This is a genomic window from Variovorax sp. UC74_104, from assembly GCF_044055375.1.
Classification (GTDB): Bacteria; Pseudomonadota; Gammaproteobacteria; order Burkholderiales; family Burkholderiaceae_C; genus Variovorax.
In genome coordinates this window covers 1,780,271-1,794,171 of the sequence record NZ_CP171978.1, presented here as the reverse complement: position 1 = coordinate 1,794,171, position 13,901 = coordinate 1,780,271, and the positions used below count along the sequence as shown (strand labels likewise).

Annotated in this window: 13 protein-coding genes and 1 pseudogene; 1 reads left to right on the top strand and 13 read right to left on the bottom strand. The window is 67.7% G+C overall.

Annotated elements, in window-relative coordinates; all coding sequences use genetic code 11:
* The 6 genes from mraZ to ACHMXA_RS08380 all read right to left on the bottom strand — a co-directional run bounded on the left by mraZ (nucleotide 1) and on the right by ACHMXA_RS08380 (nucleotide 5,377).
* Nucleotides 1-429: a division/cell wall cluster transcriptional repressor MraZ gene (gene mraZ, locus ACHMXA_RS08405; RefSeq protein WP_081270207.1), complete on the bottom strand. Its 429-nt coding sequence runs from the start codon at nucleotides 427-429 to the stop codon at nucleotides 1-3.
* Between the two features lie 272 nt (nucleotides 430-701).
* Nucleotides 702-2,030: an ATP-dependent protease ATPase subunit HslU gene (gene hslU, locus ACHMXA_RS08400; protein WP_395320037.1), complete on the bottom strand. Its 1,329-nt coding sequence runs from the start codon at nucleotides 2,028-2,030 to the stop codon at nucleotides 702-704.
* A 2-nt stretch (nucleotides 2,031-2,032) separates the two neighbouring features.
* A complete protein-coding gene (gene hslV / locus ACHMXA_RS08395) occupies nucleotides 2,033-2,578 on the bottom strand; it encodes an ATP-dependent protease subunit HslV (protein ID WP_007832466.1) in 546 nt (181 codons plus the stop codon).
* A gap of 58 nt (nucleotides 2,579-2,636) precedes the next feature.
* Nucleotides 2,637-4,313, bottom strand: a complete 1,677-nt coding sequence (locus ACHMXA_RS08390; protein WP_176667820.1) for an STAS domain-containing protein — start codon at nucleotides 4,311-4,313, stop codon at nucleotides 2,637-2,639.
* A 54-nt stretch (nucleotides 4,314-4,367) separates the two neighbouring features.
* Nucleotides 4,368-4,994 carry an RNA polymerase-binding protein DksA gene (gene dksA, locus ACHMXA_RS08385; RefSeq protein ID WP_093196966.1) on the bottom strand — a complete coding sequence of 209 codons (627 nt, stop codon included), beginning with the start codon at nucleotides 4,992-4,994 and terminating at the stop codon, nucleotides 4,368-4,370.
* A gap of 44 nt (nucleotides 4,995-5,038) precedes the next feature.
* On the bottom strand, nucleotides 5,039-5,377 hold the full coding sequence (locus tag ACHMXA_RS08380; RefSeq protein WP_395320034.1) for a histone: 339 nt from the start codon (nucleotides 5,375-5,377) through the stop codon (nucleotides 5,039-5,041).
* A 366-nt stretch (nucleotides 5,378-5,743) separates the two neighbouring features.
* Between ACHMXA_RS08380 and ACHMXA_RS08375 the strand changes: the two genes are divergently transcribed.
* A complete protein-coding gene (locus ACHMXA_RS08375) occupies nucleotides 5,744-7,252 on the top strand; it encodes a YdgA family protein (protein WP_256099189.1) in 1,509 nt (502 codons plus the stop codon).
* 90 nt (nucleotides 7,253-7,342) lie between these two features.
* On the opposite strand, the gene ACHMXA_RS08370 is transcribed toward ACHMXA_RS08375, so the two are convergent.
* The 7 genes and pseudogenes from ACHMXA_RS08370 to ACHMXA_RS08340 all read right to left on the bottom strand — a co-directional run bounded on the left by ACHMXA_RS08370 (nucleotide 7,343) and on the right by ACHMXA_RS08340 (nucleotide 13,737).
* Complete coding sequence (locus ACHMXA_RS08370) at nucleotides 7,343-8,395, bottom strand: GTP-binding protein (RefSeq protein ID WP_176667819.1); 1,053 nt, start codon at nucleotides 8,393-8,395, stop codon at nucleotides 7,343-7,345.
* 110 nt (nucleotides 8,396-8,505) lie between these two features.
* Nucleotides 8,506-9,720 carry a class I SAM-dependent rRNA methyltransferase gene (locus ACHMXA_RS08365; RefSeq protein ID WP_395320031.1) on the bottom strand — a complete coding sequence of 405 codons (1,215 nt, stop codon included), beginning with the start codon at nucleotides 9,718-9,720 and terminating at the stop codon, nucleotides 8,506-8,508.
* Between the two features lie 13 nt (nucleotides 9,721-9,733).
* Nucleotides 9,734-10,733: pseudogene (locus ACHMXA_RS08360) on the bottom strand (tyrosine recombinase XerC).
* Nucleotides 10,717-11,352 carry a YdcF family protein gene (locus tag ACHMXA_RS08355; RefSeq protein ID WP_395320029.1) on the bottom strand — a complete coding sequence of 212 codons (636 nt, stop codon included), beginning with the start codon at nucleotides 11,350-11,352 and terminating at the stop codon, nucleotides 10,717-10,719. Before ACHMXA_RS08355 ends, ACHMXA_RS08360 begins: the two are co-directional and overlap by 17 nt.
* Nucleotides 11,349-12,053 (bottom strand): DUF484 family protein, encoded by a 705-nt coding sequence (locus tag ACHMXA_RS08350; protein WP_176667815.1) that lies wholly within the window; start codon nucleotides 12,051-12,053, stop codon nucleotides 11,349-11,351. The genes ACHMXA_RS08355 and ACHMXA_RS08350 overlap by 4 nt, the downstream gene beginning before the upstream one ends.
* The gene (gene dapF, locus ACHMXA_RS08345) at nucleotides 12,050-12,925 is read right to left on the bottom strand and encodes a diaminopimelate epimerase (RefSeq protein ID WP_395320027.1); all 876 of its coding nucleotides are present in this window, start codon (nucleotides 12,923-12,925) and stop codon (nucleotides 12,050-12,052) included. The genes ACHMXA_RS08350 and dapF overlap by 4 nt, the downstream gene beginning before the upstream one ends.
* 158 nt (nucleotides 12,926-13,083) lie before the next feature.
* Complete coding sequence (locus tag ACHMXA_RS08340; protein ID WP_395320025.1) at nucleotides 13,084-13,737, bottom strand: hydrolase; 654 nt, start codon at nucleotides 13,735-13,737, stop codon at nucleotides 13,084-13,086.
* Nucleotides 13,738-13,901 lie beyond the last annotated feature (164 nt).

Below are 13,901 nucleotides of genomic sequence, written 5' to 3'. Positions count from 1 at the left end.
TCAGAACGCGAAGTCCTGGAATACGTCCGGCATCTCGCCCTGGGTGGCCTCGGCCTCCTTGGCCTCGTAGGTGGCCTTGTCCCAGAGCTCGAAGTGGTTGCCCATGCCCAGCAGCAGCGTCTCGCGCGTGATGCCGGTGGCCGCGCGCAGCTCGGGCGACACCAGGATGCGGCCGGTGCCGTCCATCTCGACGTCCATGGCGTTGCCCAGGAAGACGCGCTTCCACCACTGGGCCGACATCGGCAGCGCGGCGATGCGCTCGCGGAATTTTTCCCATTCGGGACGGGGGAACACCATCAGGCATCCGTGCGGATGCTTGGTGATCGTGAGCTGGCCGCCTGCCGTCGCGCTCAGGACGTCACGATGCCGGGTCGGCACGGAGAGCCGCCCCTTGGCATCCAGACTGAGCGATGAAGCGCCTTGAAACACGACCACGAAACCCCTGTGTTGGGAGTGCTGCAGCACCCGAAAGGGGCACTACCCGCACTTTTTCCCACTTAACTGCACTTTTTTGCACTGTAGCAGGAAACACTTCGGAAGCAACTGGCCGTTTGGGCTATTTTTTGTAATGGAATCAACGACTTAGCGCCGATTCCAAATCCTTGGAACCGGCGAATTTCGTTGAGAATTAAGCACTTAGCTCACGCAGTGAAAGTGATGCGTGAAGGATTCCCCCGTTACAGGGGGAGAGAGAAGCGGCTTCAGAGGATGAAGCGCGAAAGGTCTTCGTCGTGACTTAGTGCCGCGAGGCGCTGGTCGACATAGGCGGCATCGATGCGGATCGATTGCCCTTCGAGGCGGGTCGCGTCGAAGCTTACCTCATCCAGCAGGCGCTCCATCACGGTGGACAAACGGCGTGCGCCGATGTTCTCGGTGCGCTCGTTCACCTCGAAGGCGATGGTGGCCAGCCGGTTCACGCCCTCGGGCGTGAATTCGAGCGTCACGCCCTCGGTGGCGAGGAGCGCCTGGTACTGCTTCACGAGCGACGCACGGGTCTGCGTGAGGATGCTCTCGAAGTCCGCCACCGAGAGCGACTGCAGCTCCACGCGGATCGGAAAGCGCCCCTGCAGCTCGGGAATGAGGTCGCTGGGCTTGCTCAGGTGGAAGGCCCCGCTCGCGATGAACAGCATGTGGTCGGTGCGCACCACGCCGTACTTGGTGGTGACGGCCGTGCCCTCCACCAGCGGCAGCAGGTCGCGCTGCACGCCCTGGCGCGACACGTCGGAGCCCTGGGCTTCGCTGCGGGTGGCGACCTTGTCGATCTCGTCGATGAAGACGATGCCGTTCTGCTCGGCATTGGCGATCGCCTGTGCGCGGATCTCGTCCTCGTTGACCAGCTTGGCGGCTTCCTCGTCGGTCAGGAGGCGCAGCGCCTCGGCGATCTTGAGCTTGCGCGTCTTGCGCTTGCCTCCGCCGAGCTGGCCGAACATGCCGCGCAGCTGCTCGGTCATTTCCTCCATGCCGGCAGGGCCCATGATCTCCAGCGGAGCGCGGGTCTCGGCGAGGTCGAGCTCGATCTCCTTGTCGTCGAGCTGGTGCTCGCGCAGCTTCTTGCGGAAGGCCTGGCGGGTGGCGTTGCTGGCGTCGGTCGCGGTGGAGCTGCCGTCGGCGCTGCGCGCCTGGGGCAGCAGCACGTCGAGGATACGCTCCTCGGCGGCATCCTCGGCGCGTGCGCGCACCTTGATGCTCTCGGCCTCGCGCGTCTGCTTGACGGCGATCTCGGCCAGGTCGCGAATGATGGAGTCGACGTCCTTGCCCACGTAGCCCACCTCGGTGAACTTGGTGGCCTCGACCTTGATGAAGGGCGCGTCGGCCAGTCGCGCGAGGCGGCGGGCGATCTCGGTCTTGCCCACGCCCGTGGGGCCGATCATGAGGATGTTCTTCGGCGTGATCTCGTGGCGCAGCTTGTCGTCCACCTGCTGGCGGCGCCAGCGGTTGCGCAGGGCGATGGCCACGGCGCGCTTGGCTGCCGGCTGGCCGACGATGTGGTTGTCGAGCTCGGAGACGATCTCCTGGGGGGTCATGGACATGGTCAGAGCGCTTCCACCGTGTGGTTCATGTTCGTATAAATGCAGATTTCTCCGGCGATCGCCAGCGATTTGCGCACGATCTGCTCGGCCGAAAGCTCGGTGTTCTCGATCAGCGCCTTGGCCGCCGACTGGGCATACGCGCCGCCCGAGCCGATGGCGATCACGCCGTCCTCGGGCTCAAGCACGTCGCCGTTGCCGGTGATGATGAGGGAGGTGGTGGCGTCGGCCACTGCGAGCATGGCCTCGAGCTTGCGCAGCACGCGGTCGGTGCGCCAGTCCTTGGTGAGCTCGACCGCGGCGCGGGTCAGGTGCCCCTGGTGCTTCTCGAGCTTGGCCTCGAAGCGCTCGAAGAGCGTGAAGGCGTCCGCCGTGGCGCCCGCGAAGCCGGCAAGCACCTTGCCGTGATAGAGGCGGCGCACCTTGCGCGCCGTGCCCTTGATGACGATGTTGCCGAGAGTGACCTGCCCGTCCCCGCCGATGGCGACCTGGTCGCCCTGGGGGGTCTTGCGGCGCACGCTCACGATGGTGGTGCCGTGAAACTGTTCCATCGCAGCCATCTGGGGGTGGCCGAAGGCAATGCAACCCGTGCGGGGGCCGGCCGATCCCTTAGTTTTTTCTAACCGCCACGGTCGCGTGATCGGCAATGCCTACCAGGTTGAACAGCGCCGCAATCAGCCGGTGCGCATCGACGAACTGCACGCGCTCGCCGTTGGCATCGCGCGCGCGCACCCAGCTCAGCAGCGTGCCCGCCGCCGCGAGGTCCATGCGCAGCAGCGCGGCGCACGAGATGACGGGCGCGGTGGTGTGGCGCAGGTCGTGGTCCAGCCGCTGCCAGTTCGACAGCGACTCGCCGCGCAGGTCGCCCGCCAGCGCGGCAAAGCCGCTGTCGGTGGACGGGAAGCTCTCGGAGTCGCCGCCGACCGACAGCAGCGACCACACCGAGCTGGGCCGGCTCGCGGGCGGCGCGGCCAGCGAGGTGCATTCGCCCTTCGGGTCCTGCCAGGCGGGCGGCGACACCTCGTAGGTGATGCAGTAGTTGAGCGCCACCAGCTCGAAGTCGTCGGGCAGGTGCATCAAGCGCAGCGCCGCGAGGTGCAGCTGCCACCAGACGTCGTCGGTGCCGCGCTCGTTGTTGGGCGCGGCCTCGGCCAGCACGGCCAGCAGCTGCGCCGAGCCCATGAAGCGAAGCTGCACCGGCGAATCGGCCCAGTGGGTGAACAGCACGCGCAGCGGCGCGGCAGCCTCGGGCTCGACGGCATGAAGCCCGCGCCAGTCGAGCGTCCAGACCGAGCCGGCCTTCGACAGCGCCCGGGTGAGCTCCATCAGGCCCTCGCGTCCCAAGCGCGTGGGGCAGGTCCAGTCGGCCTGGCCGTGGGCGCCCTCGGCAGCCACCCCGGCGGCGTCCTCGCTGGCGGTGACGGCCTTGACGCTGCGGGCCAGCTCTTCCAGGGAAACCCAGTCGGGGCCCATGCGCCGCATGCGCTGCGCGTAGCGCATGCGGGCGGCGGCGAACTTGGCGGCATCGCCGGTCGCGCGGTACAGGTCGAAGAGCGCGCGCCAGCGGTTGTCGTCGCGCTCGTTGGTTGCGTCGGTCGCGCTCTCGACGGGAGACACGCTGTCGGGCGGGGAAGCCAGGGCCTGCAGCAGGATCGCCTCGGCGCCCGTGTCGTCGCCGTGCGCGAAGCGGATCACCGCTTCCTCGAGCGCGCCGTCGTGCGCAAGGCGCGACGACAGCAGCGGCACGCCTTCGGCCACGGCCGGAGCGGCGGCGCCGGTCGGAGTCACCGCCGCGGCGGGCAGGGCCTCCGCGGGCTCGGAGAGCAGCTCGTCGGTGTGCACCGGCGGCAGGGTTTCCGCGCCAGCGTCGGGCGGCGGATTGACCAGCGTTTCGCCGTTCGGCCCCCGCCCCTTCCACCACTGCTGCGACATCTGCTGCTCGATCTCGTCGATCTTCTTGAGCGTGAGCGCGCGGCCCTCCGACCTTTCGGAGGAGCTGTTGATGTTGAACGAGGACGGCGTGACCGTCGCCTCGAAGGCATGCGCGGCGGCCTCGCGCTGGCGCAGCTTGCGCAGCATGTCGAACTCGCGCCGGCGCACGAAATCGTTGCGCTGGCGCCGCTCGATCATCTCCTTGAGCATCTCCCGGCTGTAGGTCTGCGCGGGCAGCGAGGAATCCGAGGGCGCGGCGGACGCAGGGGCATCCAGCTCCGACCAATCCTTCAGGGGATTGCGGACAAACTTGGCCACCTTGGACAGAAGGCGGCCCGATTCTTCCTTTGGCATTCGGCGAAGGCTATCGAAGAGAAGACGCTGGCGTTTATCTACCTTGTGCTCGCTTCAGTCCCCGAACATCTTCTGCTTGAGTTCGCGGCGCTGCTGCGCCTCGAGCGAAAGCGTCGCGGTCGGGCGGGCCAGCAGGCGGCCGACGCCGATGGGCTCGCCGGTCTCGTCGCAGTAGCCGTAGTCGCCGGCGTCGATGCGCTGGATCGACTGCTCGATCTTCTTGAGCAGCTTGCGCTCGCGGTCGCGGGTGCGCAGTTCCAGGGCGTGCTCTTCCTCGATGGTGGCGCGGTCGGCCGGGTCGGGCACGACCACCGTGTCTTCACGCAGGTGCTCGGTGGTCTCGCCGGCGTTCTCGAGGATGCCGCGCTTGAGTTCTTCGAGCTTCAGGCGGAAGAACGCCATCTGCTTTTCGTTCATGTACTCGTCGTCGGGCATGGCGATGACTTCGGCATCGCTCAGTTCGGCGGGCGACTTGGTTTTCCAGTTGTTGGCCAGTTTCGGATCTTTCTTGATGGCGAGGGGCGGCGGAGGCACCAGCGCGTTGGAATGGCTTTGCGAGAAAGTGGACTTGGCGGCCGTCGATGCCACCGACTGCGGCATCGAGGGGACGGTCAGTTGCGACAGCCGGGACACGCGGCCACCACGCGCGGCGGGAGCGGGCGTGGCGGTTTGGGCGGGCATCGAGGGTGTCGCCGGGGCGGAGGTGGAGGCGGCAGCCGTTTTTTTCATGGGGATCGGGGGGCAGAAGGAACGGCAGCAGGGCGGCCGACGGGTTTGGATGACGATGAGCCCGCGCCCGCGGTCTTGGTGGCGGCAGTTGCAGGCTTGGCGGACTTCTTTGTCGCAGCGGTCGCGGCTTTGGCCGGTGGTGCTGCGGGCTTTTTGGACGGCGCGCTCTTCTCGCTCTTCTCCTTGGTCGCGGAACCGGAAGCCTTCGCGGCCGCAGGTACAGCCTGCTTCGCAGCCGTCGCCTTCTTGACGGCGGGCTTGGTTGCTGGCGTGGCCTTGGCGGCGGGTTTCTTCACGGTGACTGGCTCCTTGGACGAACTGGAACGCGCTTTCACTGGGTGTCTCCTCCCATGGAGGCCCGTTGCGGCTTTCAGGCCGCACAGGCCCCCGTTGTCGGGGTGCCCGCCAAGTGGCGAACCCCGGGGTTATACCCCCGAAAGCCCGCCAGAAACGTACGGCGCCCCGTGCCGGAAGTCACATCTTGTCCCTGGGAGCAGGACGTGGCTTGCGAAACAGGCGCGCGATTGTATAGAGAACTCGACGGCGCGGGACATGTTCCGGCATGCCGTCCGACTCCGTTAGCATCGCCCGGCGCCGCCGGAGGGGGTGGCGCGCGGGCCCCGGCCTTTGTCCATATGGCGCAGGGGGCCTATCCGATCATTCCGATCAATCGCAAGACAGACACAAGAAAGCAACAAGCCTTGAACAAGAAAGCAGTTTTGGGAGTCCTGGCCGCGGCCATCGCCGTCGCCTACGGCGGCAGCACCTGGTGGGCCGGGTCGCAGATCAAGTCGCGCTACGACACCGCCCTGGACGAGCTGCCCAAGCAGACCGCGCTGGTGCGCGTGACCGAGCGCAAGTACGAACGCGGCTTCCTGGGCGCCGTCAGCACCGTCACGCTGGAAATCGGCTGCGCGGCCGATGCGGCCGCGCCGGCCGCCAGCCAGCCCACCGCTGGCCAGGACGAAGAGGAAAAGGAAGACGGCGAGGAAGACGACACCCCCGCCATCAAGCCGCCGAAGCAGCTGCGCCTGACCATCCGCGACACCATCCACCACGGCCCGCTGGCCGGCGGCACGCTGGCGGCCGCCGTCATCGACAGCGAACTGGTGCTCGACGACAAGGCGCAGGCCGAGGCGAAGAAATTCTTCGGAGAGGCCAAGCCCGTGTCGGCCCGCACCAAGGTCGGCTTCGACGGCGGCTTCACGAGCGACCTGACGGTCGCGCCCGTCAAGCTGGCCGAGGACGGCAAGGGCCGCCTCGACTGGCAGGGCCTGCAGGCCCGCGTGCAGGTGAACGCCGCACGCACCCAGGCGCACTACGACCTGAGCATGCCCGGCCTGGACTTCAACGAAGTGCGCCGCGGCGTGACCATGAAGATGGGCAAGCTCACCGCCAAGGCCGACATGGACAGCAGCGCCGGCTGGTTCCTGGCCACCGGTAAGAGCGAGGGCCGGCTCGACTCCCTGGAATTCACCGTCAAGAAGAAGGCGGCCGAGGACGGCTCCGAGCCGCCGAAGGCGCTGCCGGCCATCGTGCTGCAAGGCATCGACCTGGTGGGCGACGCGAGCATCAAGGACGGCCTCTACGCCTCCACCGGCACCCTCAAGGGCACCGGCAAGATCGGCGAGACCAAGATCGACAAGTTCGAGCTGACCAGCGGCGCGCGCCGCATCCACGGCGCCGGCTACAAGAAGCTGGCCGACGCCTGGATGCAGTCCAGCGCCGCCAACAGCTGCGGCAAGGGCGGCAGCAAGGCTTCCCAGGCGGCGATGCAGGCGCTGTTCGAGCAGCTCACGCCCGACCTCAAGGCCATGGCCAAGTACGCGCCCGAGGCCGGCATCGACAAGCTGCTGGTCGAGATCGACGGCAAGCGCGCCGAGCTCGGCTACTCGGCCGGCATGGCCGGCGTGACCGACGAAGACCTGCAGCTGCCGGGCACGGCGCTGATGATGAAGCGCGGCGTGCTCAAGGCCCACGCGCGGCTGCCCATGAAGTGGCTCGAGAAGCTGGCCGAGACCGGTGCCGAGAGCGGCCAGACACCGCCGCCCGAAATGGTGGCCGGCCTGGTCGAACAGGGCGAGCAAAGCGGCTTCGTGAAGCGCGACGGCGACGACGTCACCACCCAGGTCGAGTTCAGCGAGGGCAACCTGAAGGTCAACGGCCAGCCGCTGGGCGGAGCGCCCGGCATGAACGGCTCGGGCAAGTAAGCCGCCCTGCCCCAACGAAAAACGGCGCTGGCCTCGCGGGCCAGCGCCGTTTTTGTTTTTGCTTCAGGAAGCCTTCAGCGGCTCTTCAGGTCAGACCAGGCACTGCTCCAGGCCTTGTTCCAGGATCTCGCGCGGCAGCTCGATGCCGATGAACACCATGCGGCTCTGGCGCGCCTCGTCCTTGCCCCATTCCGGGCCCAGGTCGCTGCCCATGAGCTGGTGCACGCCCTGGAAGATCACCTTGCGCTCGGTGCCCTTCATGTTCAGCACGCCCTTGTAGCGCAGCATGCGCGGGCCGTAGATGTTGACGATCGCGCCCAGGAAGTCTTCCAGCTTCGCCGGGTCGAACGGACGATCGGCCTTGTAGACGAAGCTCTTGACGTCGTCGTCCACGTGGTGATGGTGGCCATGGCCTTCGTGCTTGTGCGAGGGGTGGTCGCAGTGCTCGCCGTGCTCGTGGTCATGGTGGTGGTGATCGTGGTCGTCTTCCTTCAGGAAGTCGGGGTCGATGTCGAGCTTGGCGTTCAGGTTGAAGCCGCGCAGGTCGAACACGTCCTTCAGCGGCACCTCGCCGAAATGCACCTTCTGCTGCGGCGCGCGCGGGTTCATGTGCTTCAGGCGGTGGATTAGCGCATCGGTCTCCTCGGCCGCGACCAGGTCGCTCTTGCTGATGAAGATCTGGTCGGCAAAGCCCACCTGGCGGCGCGCTTCCTGGCGGTCGTTGAGCTGCTGCGGCGCGTGCTTGGCGTCCACCAGCGTGAGGATCGAGTCGAGCAGGTAGCTCTCTGCGATCTCGTCGTCCATGAAGAAGGTCTGGGCCACGGGGCCGGGGTCGGCCAGGCCGGTGGTCTCGATCACCACGCGGTCGAAGTCGAGCAGGCCCTGGCGCTTCTTGGCGGCCAGCAGCTGCAGCGCCTCGCGCAGGTCTTCGCGGATGGTGCAGCAGACGCAGCCGTTGCTCATCTGCACGATCTGCTCCTTCGACTCGGTCACGAGGATGTCGCTGTCGATGTTCTCCTCGCCGAACTCGTTCTCGATGACCGCGATCTTCTGGCCGTGGGCCTCGGTCAGGATGCGTTTGAGCAGCGTGGTCTTGCCCGAGCCGAGAAAGCCGGTGAGGATGGTCGCGGGAATGAGGGCCATGGGGAATGTGCTCCGGAAGCGGAAAACGGGAAATGGGGGCCGTGGAAGGCGCGGCCCGGCAGTTTAGCCAATGCCACTGAGTTGCGTTGGCGGCAGGGTCAAGCCCCGTTTCAGGCAGGCTTCCTGACCACCACCAGCCCCTTGAGGTACTCGCCTTCCGGGAATTCGATGGTCATCGGGTGGTCGGGCGCGGCACCCAGCCGTTCGGCGATGTAGCCGTCCACGCCCGCGTCCAGCCCCGCCGAGGCCACGATCTTGTGGAACAGGTCGGCGCTGATGCCGCCCGAGCACGAGAAGGTCAGCAGCACCCCGCCCGGCTCCAGGATCTTGAGCGCGAGCCGGTTGATGTCCTTGTAGGCCCGCGCGGCCCGCTCGGCATGCGCCACCGTGGGCGCGAACTTGGGCGGGTCGAGCACGATGGCGTCGAAGGTGCGGCCCTGGTCGATGAACTCGCGCAGCACGGTGTTGACGTTGGCGTCGAGGAACTCGGCCTGAATTCCCTTCCCCCCGAAGCCGTTGAGCGCCAGATGCCCCCGCGCGCGCTCCAGCGCCGGCAGCGAGGAATCGACCGACACCAGCTCCGCGCCTTCGAGCGCGCCCGCCGCCTTGAGCCCCGCCAGCGCCGCCACCGTGAACCCGCCCGTGTAGCAGAAGCAGTTCAGCACGCGCCTGAATCGACGGTGCTGCGCCAGCTCGGCAAAACGCTGGCGGCTGTCGCGCTGGTCGAGGTAGAAGCCGGTCTTGTGGCCGGTGGCGATGTCCAGCGACAGCTTCCAGCCGTGCTCGCGGATGACGATCTCGGTCGGCCCTTCGCCGCGCAGCCAGCCGGTGACCGGCTTCAGGCCCTCGCGCTCGCGGCCGCTCGCGTCGGAGCGCTCGTAGAGCTTCGAAAGGCCCGTGGCCTTGAGCAACGCATCGGCCAGCACGCCCTTCCACCGTTCCACGCCGGCCGAGAGGAACTGCGCCACCAGCGTGTCGCCGTAGCGGTCGACAATCAGCCCCGGCAGGCCGTCGGCCTCGCCGTGCACCAGCCGCACGCCGTCGCTCTGCAGATCGAACAGGCCCCGCGCGGCCACGGCGCGGGCGCACAGCGAAGCGAGGAAGGCCGCGTCGATGCGCTGCGTCTCGTTGAAGCTCCAGGCCCGCGCGCGGATCTTGGATTCGGGGCTGAAGGCGGCCCATGCGAGAAAAGTGCCGTCGTGCGACTCGACGCGCACCGTCTCGCCGGAATCGGCGCCGCCGCGCGCGATGGCGGATTCGAACACCCAGGGATGGCGGCGCTGCAGCGAGCGCTCCTTGCTGGGTTTGAGGCGAAGGGTTTTCATTGTTTCTTGTCGCTTACTTGTCTTTGTCTTCGCGGGCCTTGGCCCGCGGATGTGCCGCGTCGTAGACCTTGGCCAGGTGCTGGAAGTCCAGCCGCGTGTAGACCTGCGTGGTCGCGATGCTGGCATGGCCCAGCAGCTCCTGCACCGCGCGAAGGTCGCTGCTGGACTGCAGCACGTGGCTCGCGAAGGAATGGCGCAGCATGCTGCGGATGCACCGGCGCCGCGAGGCCGGCCTTCAGGCTGCGCTCGCGCAGCAGCTTCCACACCGCTTGCGACGACATCCGCATGCCCTTGGCGCTGATGAAGAGTGCACCGGCGGCCTGCGGGTCGTGCAGCCGGGCGGTGGTGAGCCCGGGGCAGTCGCCGCGCACCGCGAGCCAGTCGCGCAGCGCTTCGCCCGCCTTGCTGCCGATGGGCACGATGCGGCGCTTGCTGCCCTTGCCGAGCACGCTGGCCTCCATCGCATCGAGATCGACCCAGCCGCGCGCCGTGGCGCTGGCCTGTGCATCGAGCCCGGTGAGCTCGCTCACGCGCAGGCCGCAGCCGTACAGCACCTCGACGATGGCGCCGTCGCGCGTTTCGGTCCAGGGATCGGCCTCGGGGTCGTAGAGCTCTGCAAGCCGCACCGCGTCGTCCACGCCCAGGGCCTTGGGCAGCGGCCGGCCGGCCTTGGGCGCGTGCACGTCCTGCACCGGGTTGAAGCCGACCAGCCCTTCGTGCCCCAGCCAGCGGTAGAAGCTGCGCCAGCACGACAGCACAAGCGCGATGCCGCGCGGCTCGCGTCCGGCGCTGTGCAGCTGCGCCATCCAGCGGCGGATGTGGGCGGTCTGCACGCGGTCCAGCGGCAGCTTCGCCTCGGCGGCGTGCTCGCGCAGGGACTGCAGGTGGAAGGCGTAGAGCTCCACCGTGCGCGCCGCGAGCCGGCGCTCGACGCACACGTGCTCCAGGTATTTCTCGATCCAGTCCGTGGGAGTCGGCGGGGTGGACGCGACCGGCTCAGAAGAGATAGCCATGGGCCGCATTGTTGATGATGGCCGCCGGCTCGCGCAATGCGCCCTTGAACACCATGCCCCAAGTGCGCCAGCAGGAGGTGGGCGCCGCGGCGTACTGGACGTCGAAGCTCTTGTCGAAGCCGCTAATCTTCACCAGCCGCTCGGTACGCCACAGGTGATAAGGCTCCGACACGATCACCACGCTTCGGACACCCGCCAATTGCAGGACCGGCGTCGACAGCGCCAGGTTCAGGCGCGTGGATGTCGAAGCCCGCTCGAGCAGCATCGGACCGGTGAAACCCTCGGCCATCGCATGCTGATGCATGACTTCAGCCTCGATGCGCCCATCTTCCGAGTCGACGCCGCCGGTGAACACGAGCTGCCTGACGACGCCGGCCTGCGCCAGCGCGATACCCGTGTCGACCCGCCCTGTGAGACAGGGGTTCGGCTTGCCATGCAGATAGGCCCGGCTACCCAGGATCAGCGCGGCGTCGGCCGGGCGTTGCGGCGGGTTCGCCAGCAGCTCCGCGGCGCGATGCCAAGCCACCGCCCAGGCAACCACGTATGCCAGAGCCACAACCGCCAACCCACAAGCCAACGCGACCTGCCAGGGCCGCCGCAACCAGCGCGGACGTTTCAAGGACGCAGCCGCGAAAGCGCGCCCGAGGCCAGCTCGGCGATGCGCTCGAGAAAATCGGTGCCCATTTCGGCGTTGAAGCGCTGCGCGTCGGGCGAGGCCAGCACCAGCAGGCCGAAGGCCGGCGACTCGGGGCCGGGGCGCAGCGGGATCAGCGCGATCGACATCGCAGACTGCGGCTCGGGCAGCCAACTGGAGGCCTCGAAGCCCGAGTTCAGCCCGCAGTAGGGCGAGGTCAGCGAGGTGGCCAGCGCCTTCACGTCGTCGCTCACCCACTGGGCGTAGGCCTCGTTGAGGTACTCGCCGCTGCAGTCCCACACCTTGATCGCCGTCTGCGGCACCAGGAAGAGCGACTGCAGGTCGACCGCGATGCGGTACGGCAGGCTGCGCGGGTCGCGCGTGGTCAAGAGGCCCGTGGTCCAGCGCTGCAGGCGGTCGGCGATGACGACGTTCTCGGTGCCGTGGCGCATCATGTCCATCAGGCGATGCTCCAGCGCCTTGATCTTCTCGCGCAGCATCTCGGCCTGGCGCTCCTGCAGGCTCACGGCGCGGTTGCCGTGCGGGCTGGTGAGCTGCACCTGCGCCAGCAGCTGGGCATGGCGCTCGAAGAAGTCGGGCGTGTTCGCCAGGTAGTTGGCGATGTCGTCTTCGGTGATCGGGTTCATGGCGTTGGCGTCGTTGTTGTTGCTCGTGAAGTTGGTCATGGCAGCTCCGGCACCTCGATGTCTCCCTCGAAGACCGTGACGGCCGGCCCGGTCATCAGCACCGGCTGGCCCTCCCCCTGCCACTCGATCGTCAGCACGCCGCCGTGCGTCTGCACGTCCACGCGGCGCTCCAGCAGCCCGAGGCGGATGCCCGCCACCACCGCCGCGCAGGCGCCGGTGCCGCAGGCCAGCGTTTCGCCGGCGCCGCGCTCGAACACCCGCAGCCTGATGTTGGAACGGTCGACCACCTGCATGAACCCGGCGTTCACCCGCTGCGGAAAGCGCGGATGGTGCTCGATCTGCGGGCCCTGCTCGGCCACGGGGGCGGTGTCGACGTTGTCCACCACCTGCACCGCGTGCGGATTGCCCATGGAGAGGACGGCTACGGAAACGATGGCGCTGCCGGCGCGGGTGCCGAGGGCCAGGTGCCACTTGTGCCAGCCGCCTTCGGGCTGGGGGTCGAGACCCGCGGGGTCGAAGGGCACGCGGGCCGGTTCGAAGATGGGGGCGCCCATGTCGACCGTCACGCGGCCGTCGTCGCCCACGCGGGGTTCGATCACGCCGGAGAGGGTCTGCACGCGCACCTGCTTCTTGCCGGTCAGCTGGTGTTCGCTGACGAAGCGCATGAAGCAGCGCGCGCCGTTGCCGCACTGCTCCACCTCGCCGCCGTCGGAGTTGTGGATCACGTACTGGAAGTCGATGCCTTCGCCCGGTGAAGGCCGCACCGTGAGGATCTGGTCGGCGCCGACGCCGAAGTGGCGGTCGGCCAGAAAGCGGTATTGCGCGGCGCTGAGGCCCAGCGTGCCGCGCGTTTCGTCCAGCACGACGAAATCGTTGCCGGCTCCCTGCATCTTGGTAAAGCGGATTCGCATCCCGGGATTATCGCCACGGGCATCGCCCCTGGCGACCGGAGGCTCAAGCCCTCCCCTGCAGCGCCGGGAAGCGATGCGCCCCTGGCGTCGCTGACCAGGGGCCGGCTGTCTCGGCGACCGAGCAGGAGGCCGAGGGCACGGCAGGTTTCGTGCTTCGATCAGCCTTCGTGCGCACCGAACATGGTCTTGGCGTAGGTCACGCCCAGGCCGTAGGCGCCGCCGACCTTCTTCGCGATGCCGGTGGTCAGCTCGTAGGTCTCGCCGCGGGCCCAGTCGCGCTGCAGTTCCAGCAGGTACTGCAGCGAGGTCATCGGCTGCGCGCCGGCCTGCACCATGCGTTCCATCGCGCGGTTGTGCGCCTCGCTCGACACGTCGCCGCAGGCGTCGGCGATCACGTACACCTCGAAGCCCTGGTCGAGTGCCGACAGCGCCGGGCCCACGATGCACACGCTGGTCCACAGGCCCGCCAGCACGATGCGCGGCTTGCCGATCTGGTTCACGCGCTCGATCACGGCGGCGTCTTCCCAGGTGTTCATCGAGGTGCGATCGAGCATCTTCTGGCCCGGGAAGGCGTCGGTGATCTCGCTGAACATCGGGCCCGAGAAGCTCTTCTCGGCCACCGTCGTGAGGATGGTCGACACCCCGAAGCCCGCCGCCGCCTGCGCCACCAGCGCGGCGTTGTTGCGCAGGTTCACGGCGTCGATCGAGTGCGTGGCGAAGGCCATCTGCGACTGGAAGTCGATCATCACGAGCGTGTGATCGGTGGGCTTGAGCAGCTTGGAACCGGCGGTAGGGGTGGCTTTGACGGACATGTGAAAACTCCTGCGGGTTGGTTGAATGTTCGATCTGATTCACAATCGCTTCGGGAGAGAAATCTCCTTGGCATGGAACGAATCATCGCGGGCCGCGAGGCTGTCATTGACGAAACTTTTTATCTTCAATGATCGAATTTTTCGAACACTTCTTCCGCCCCCTT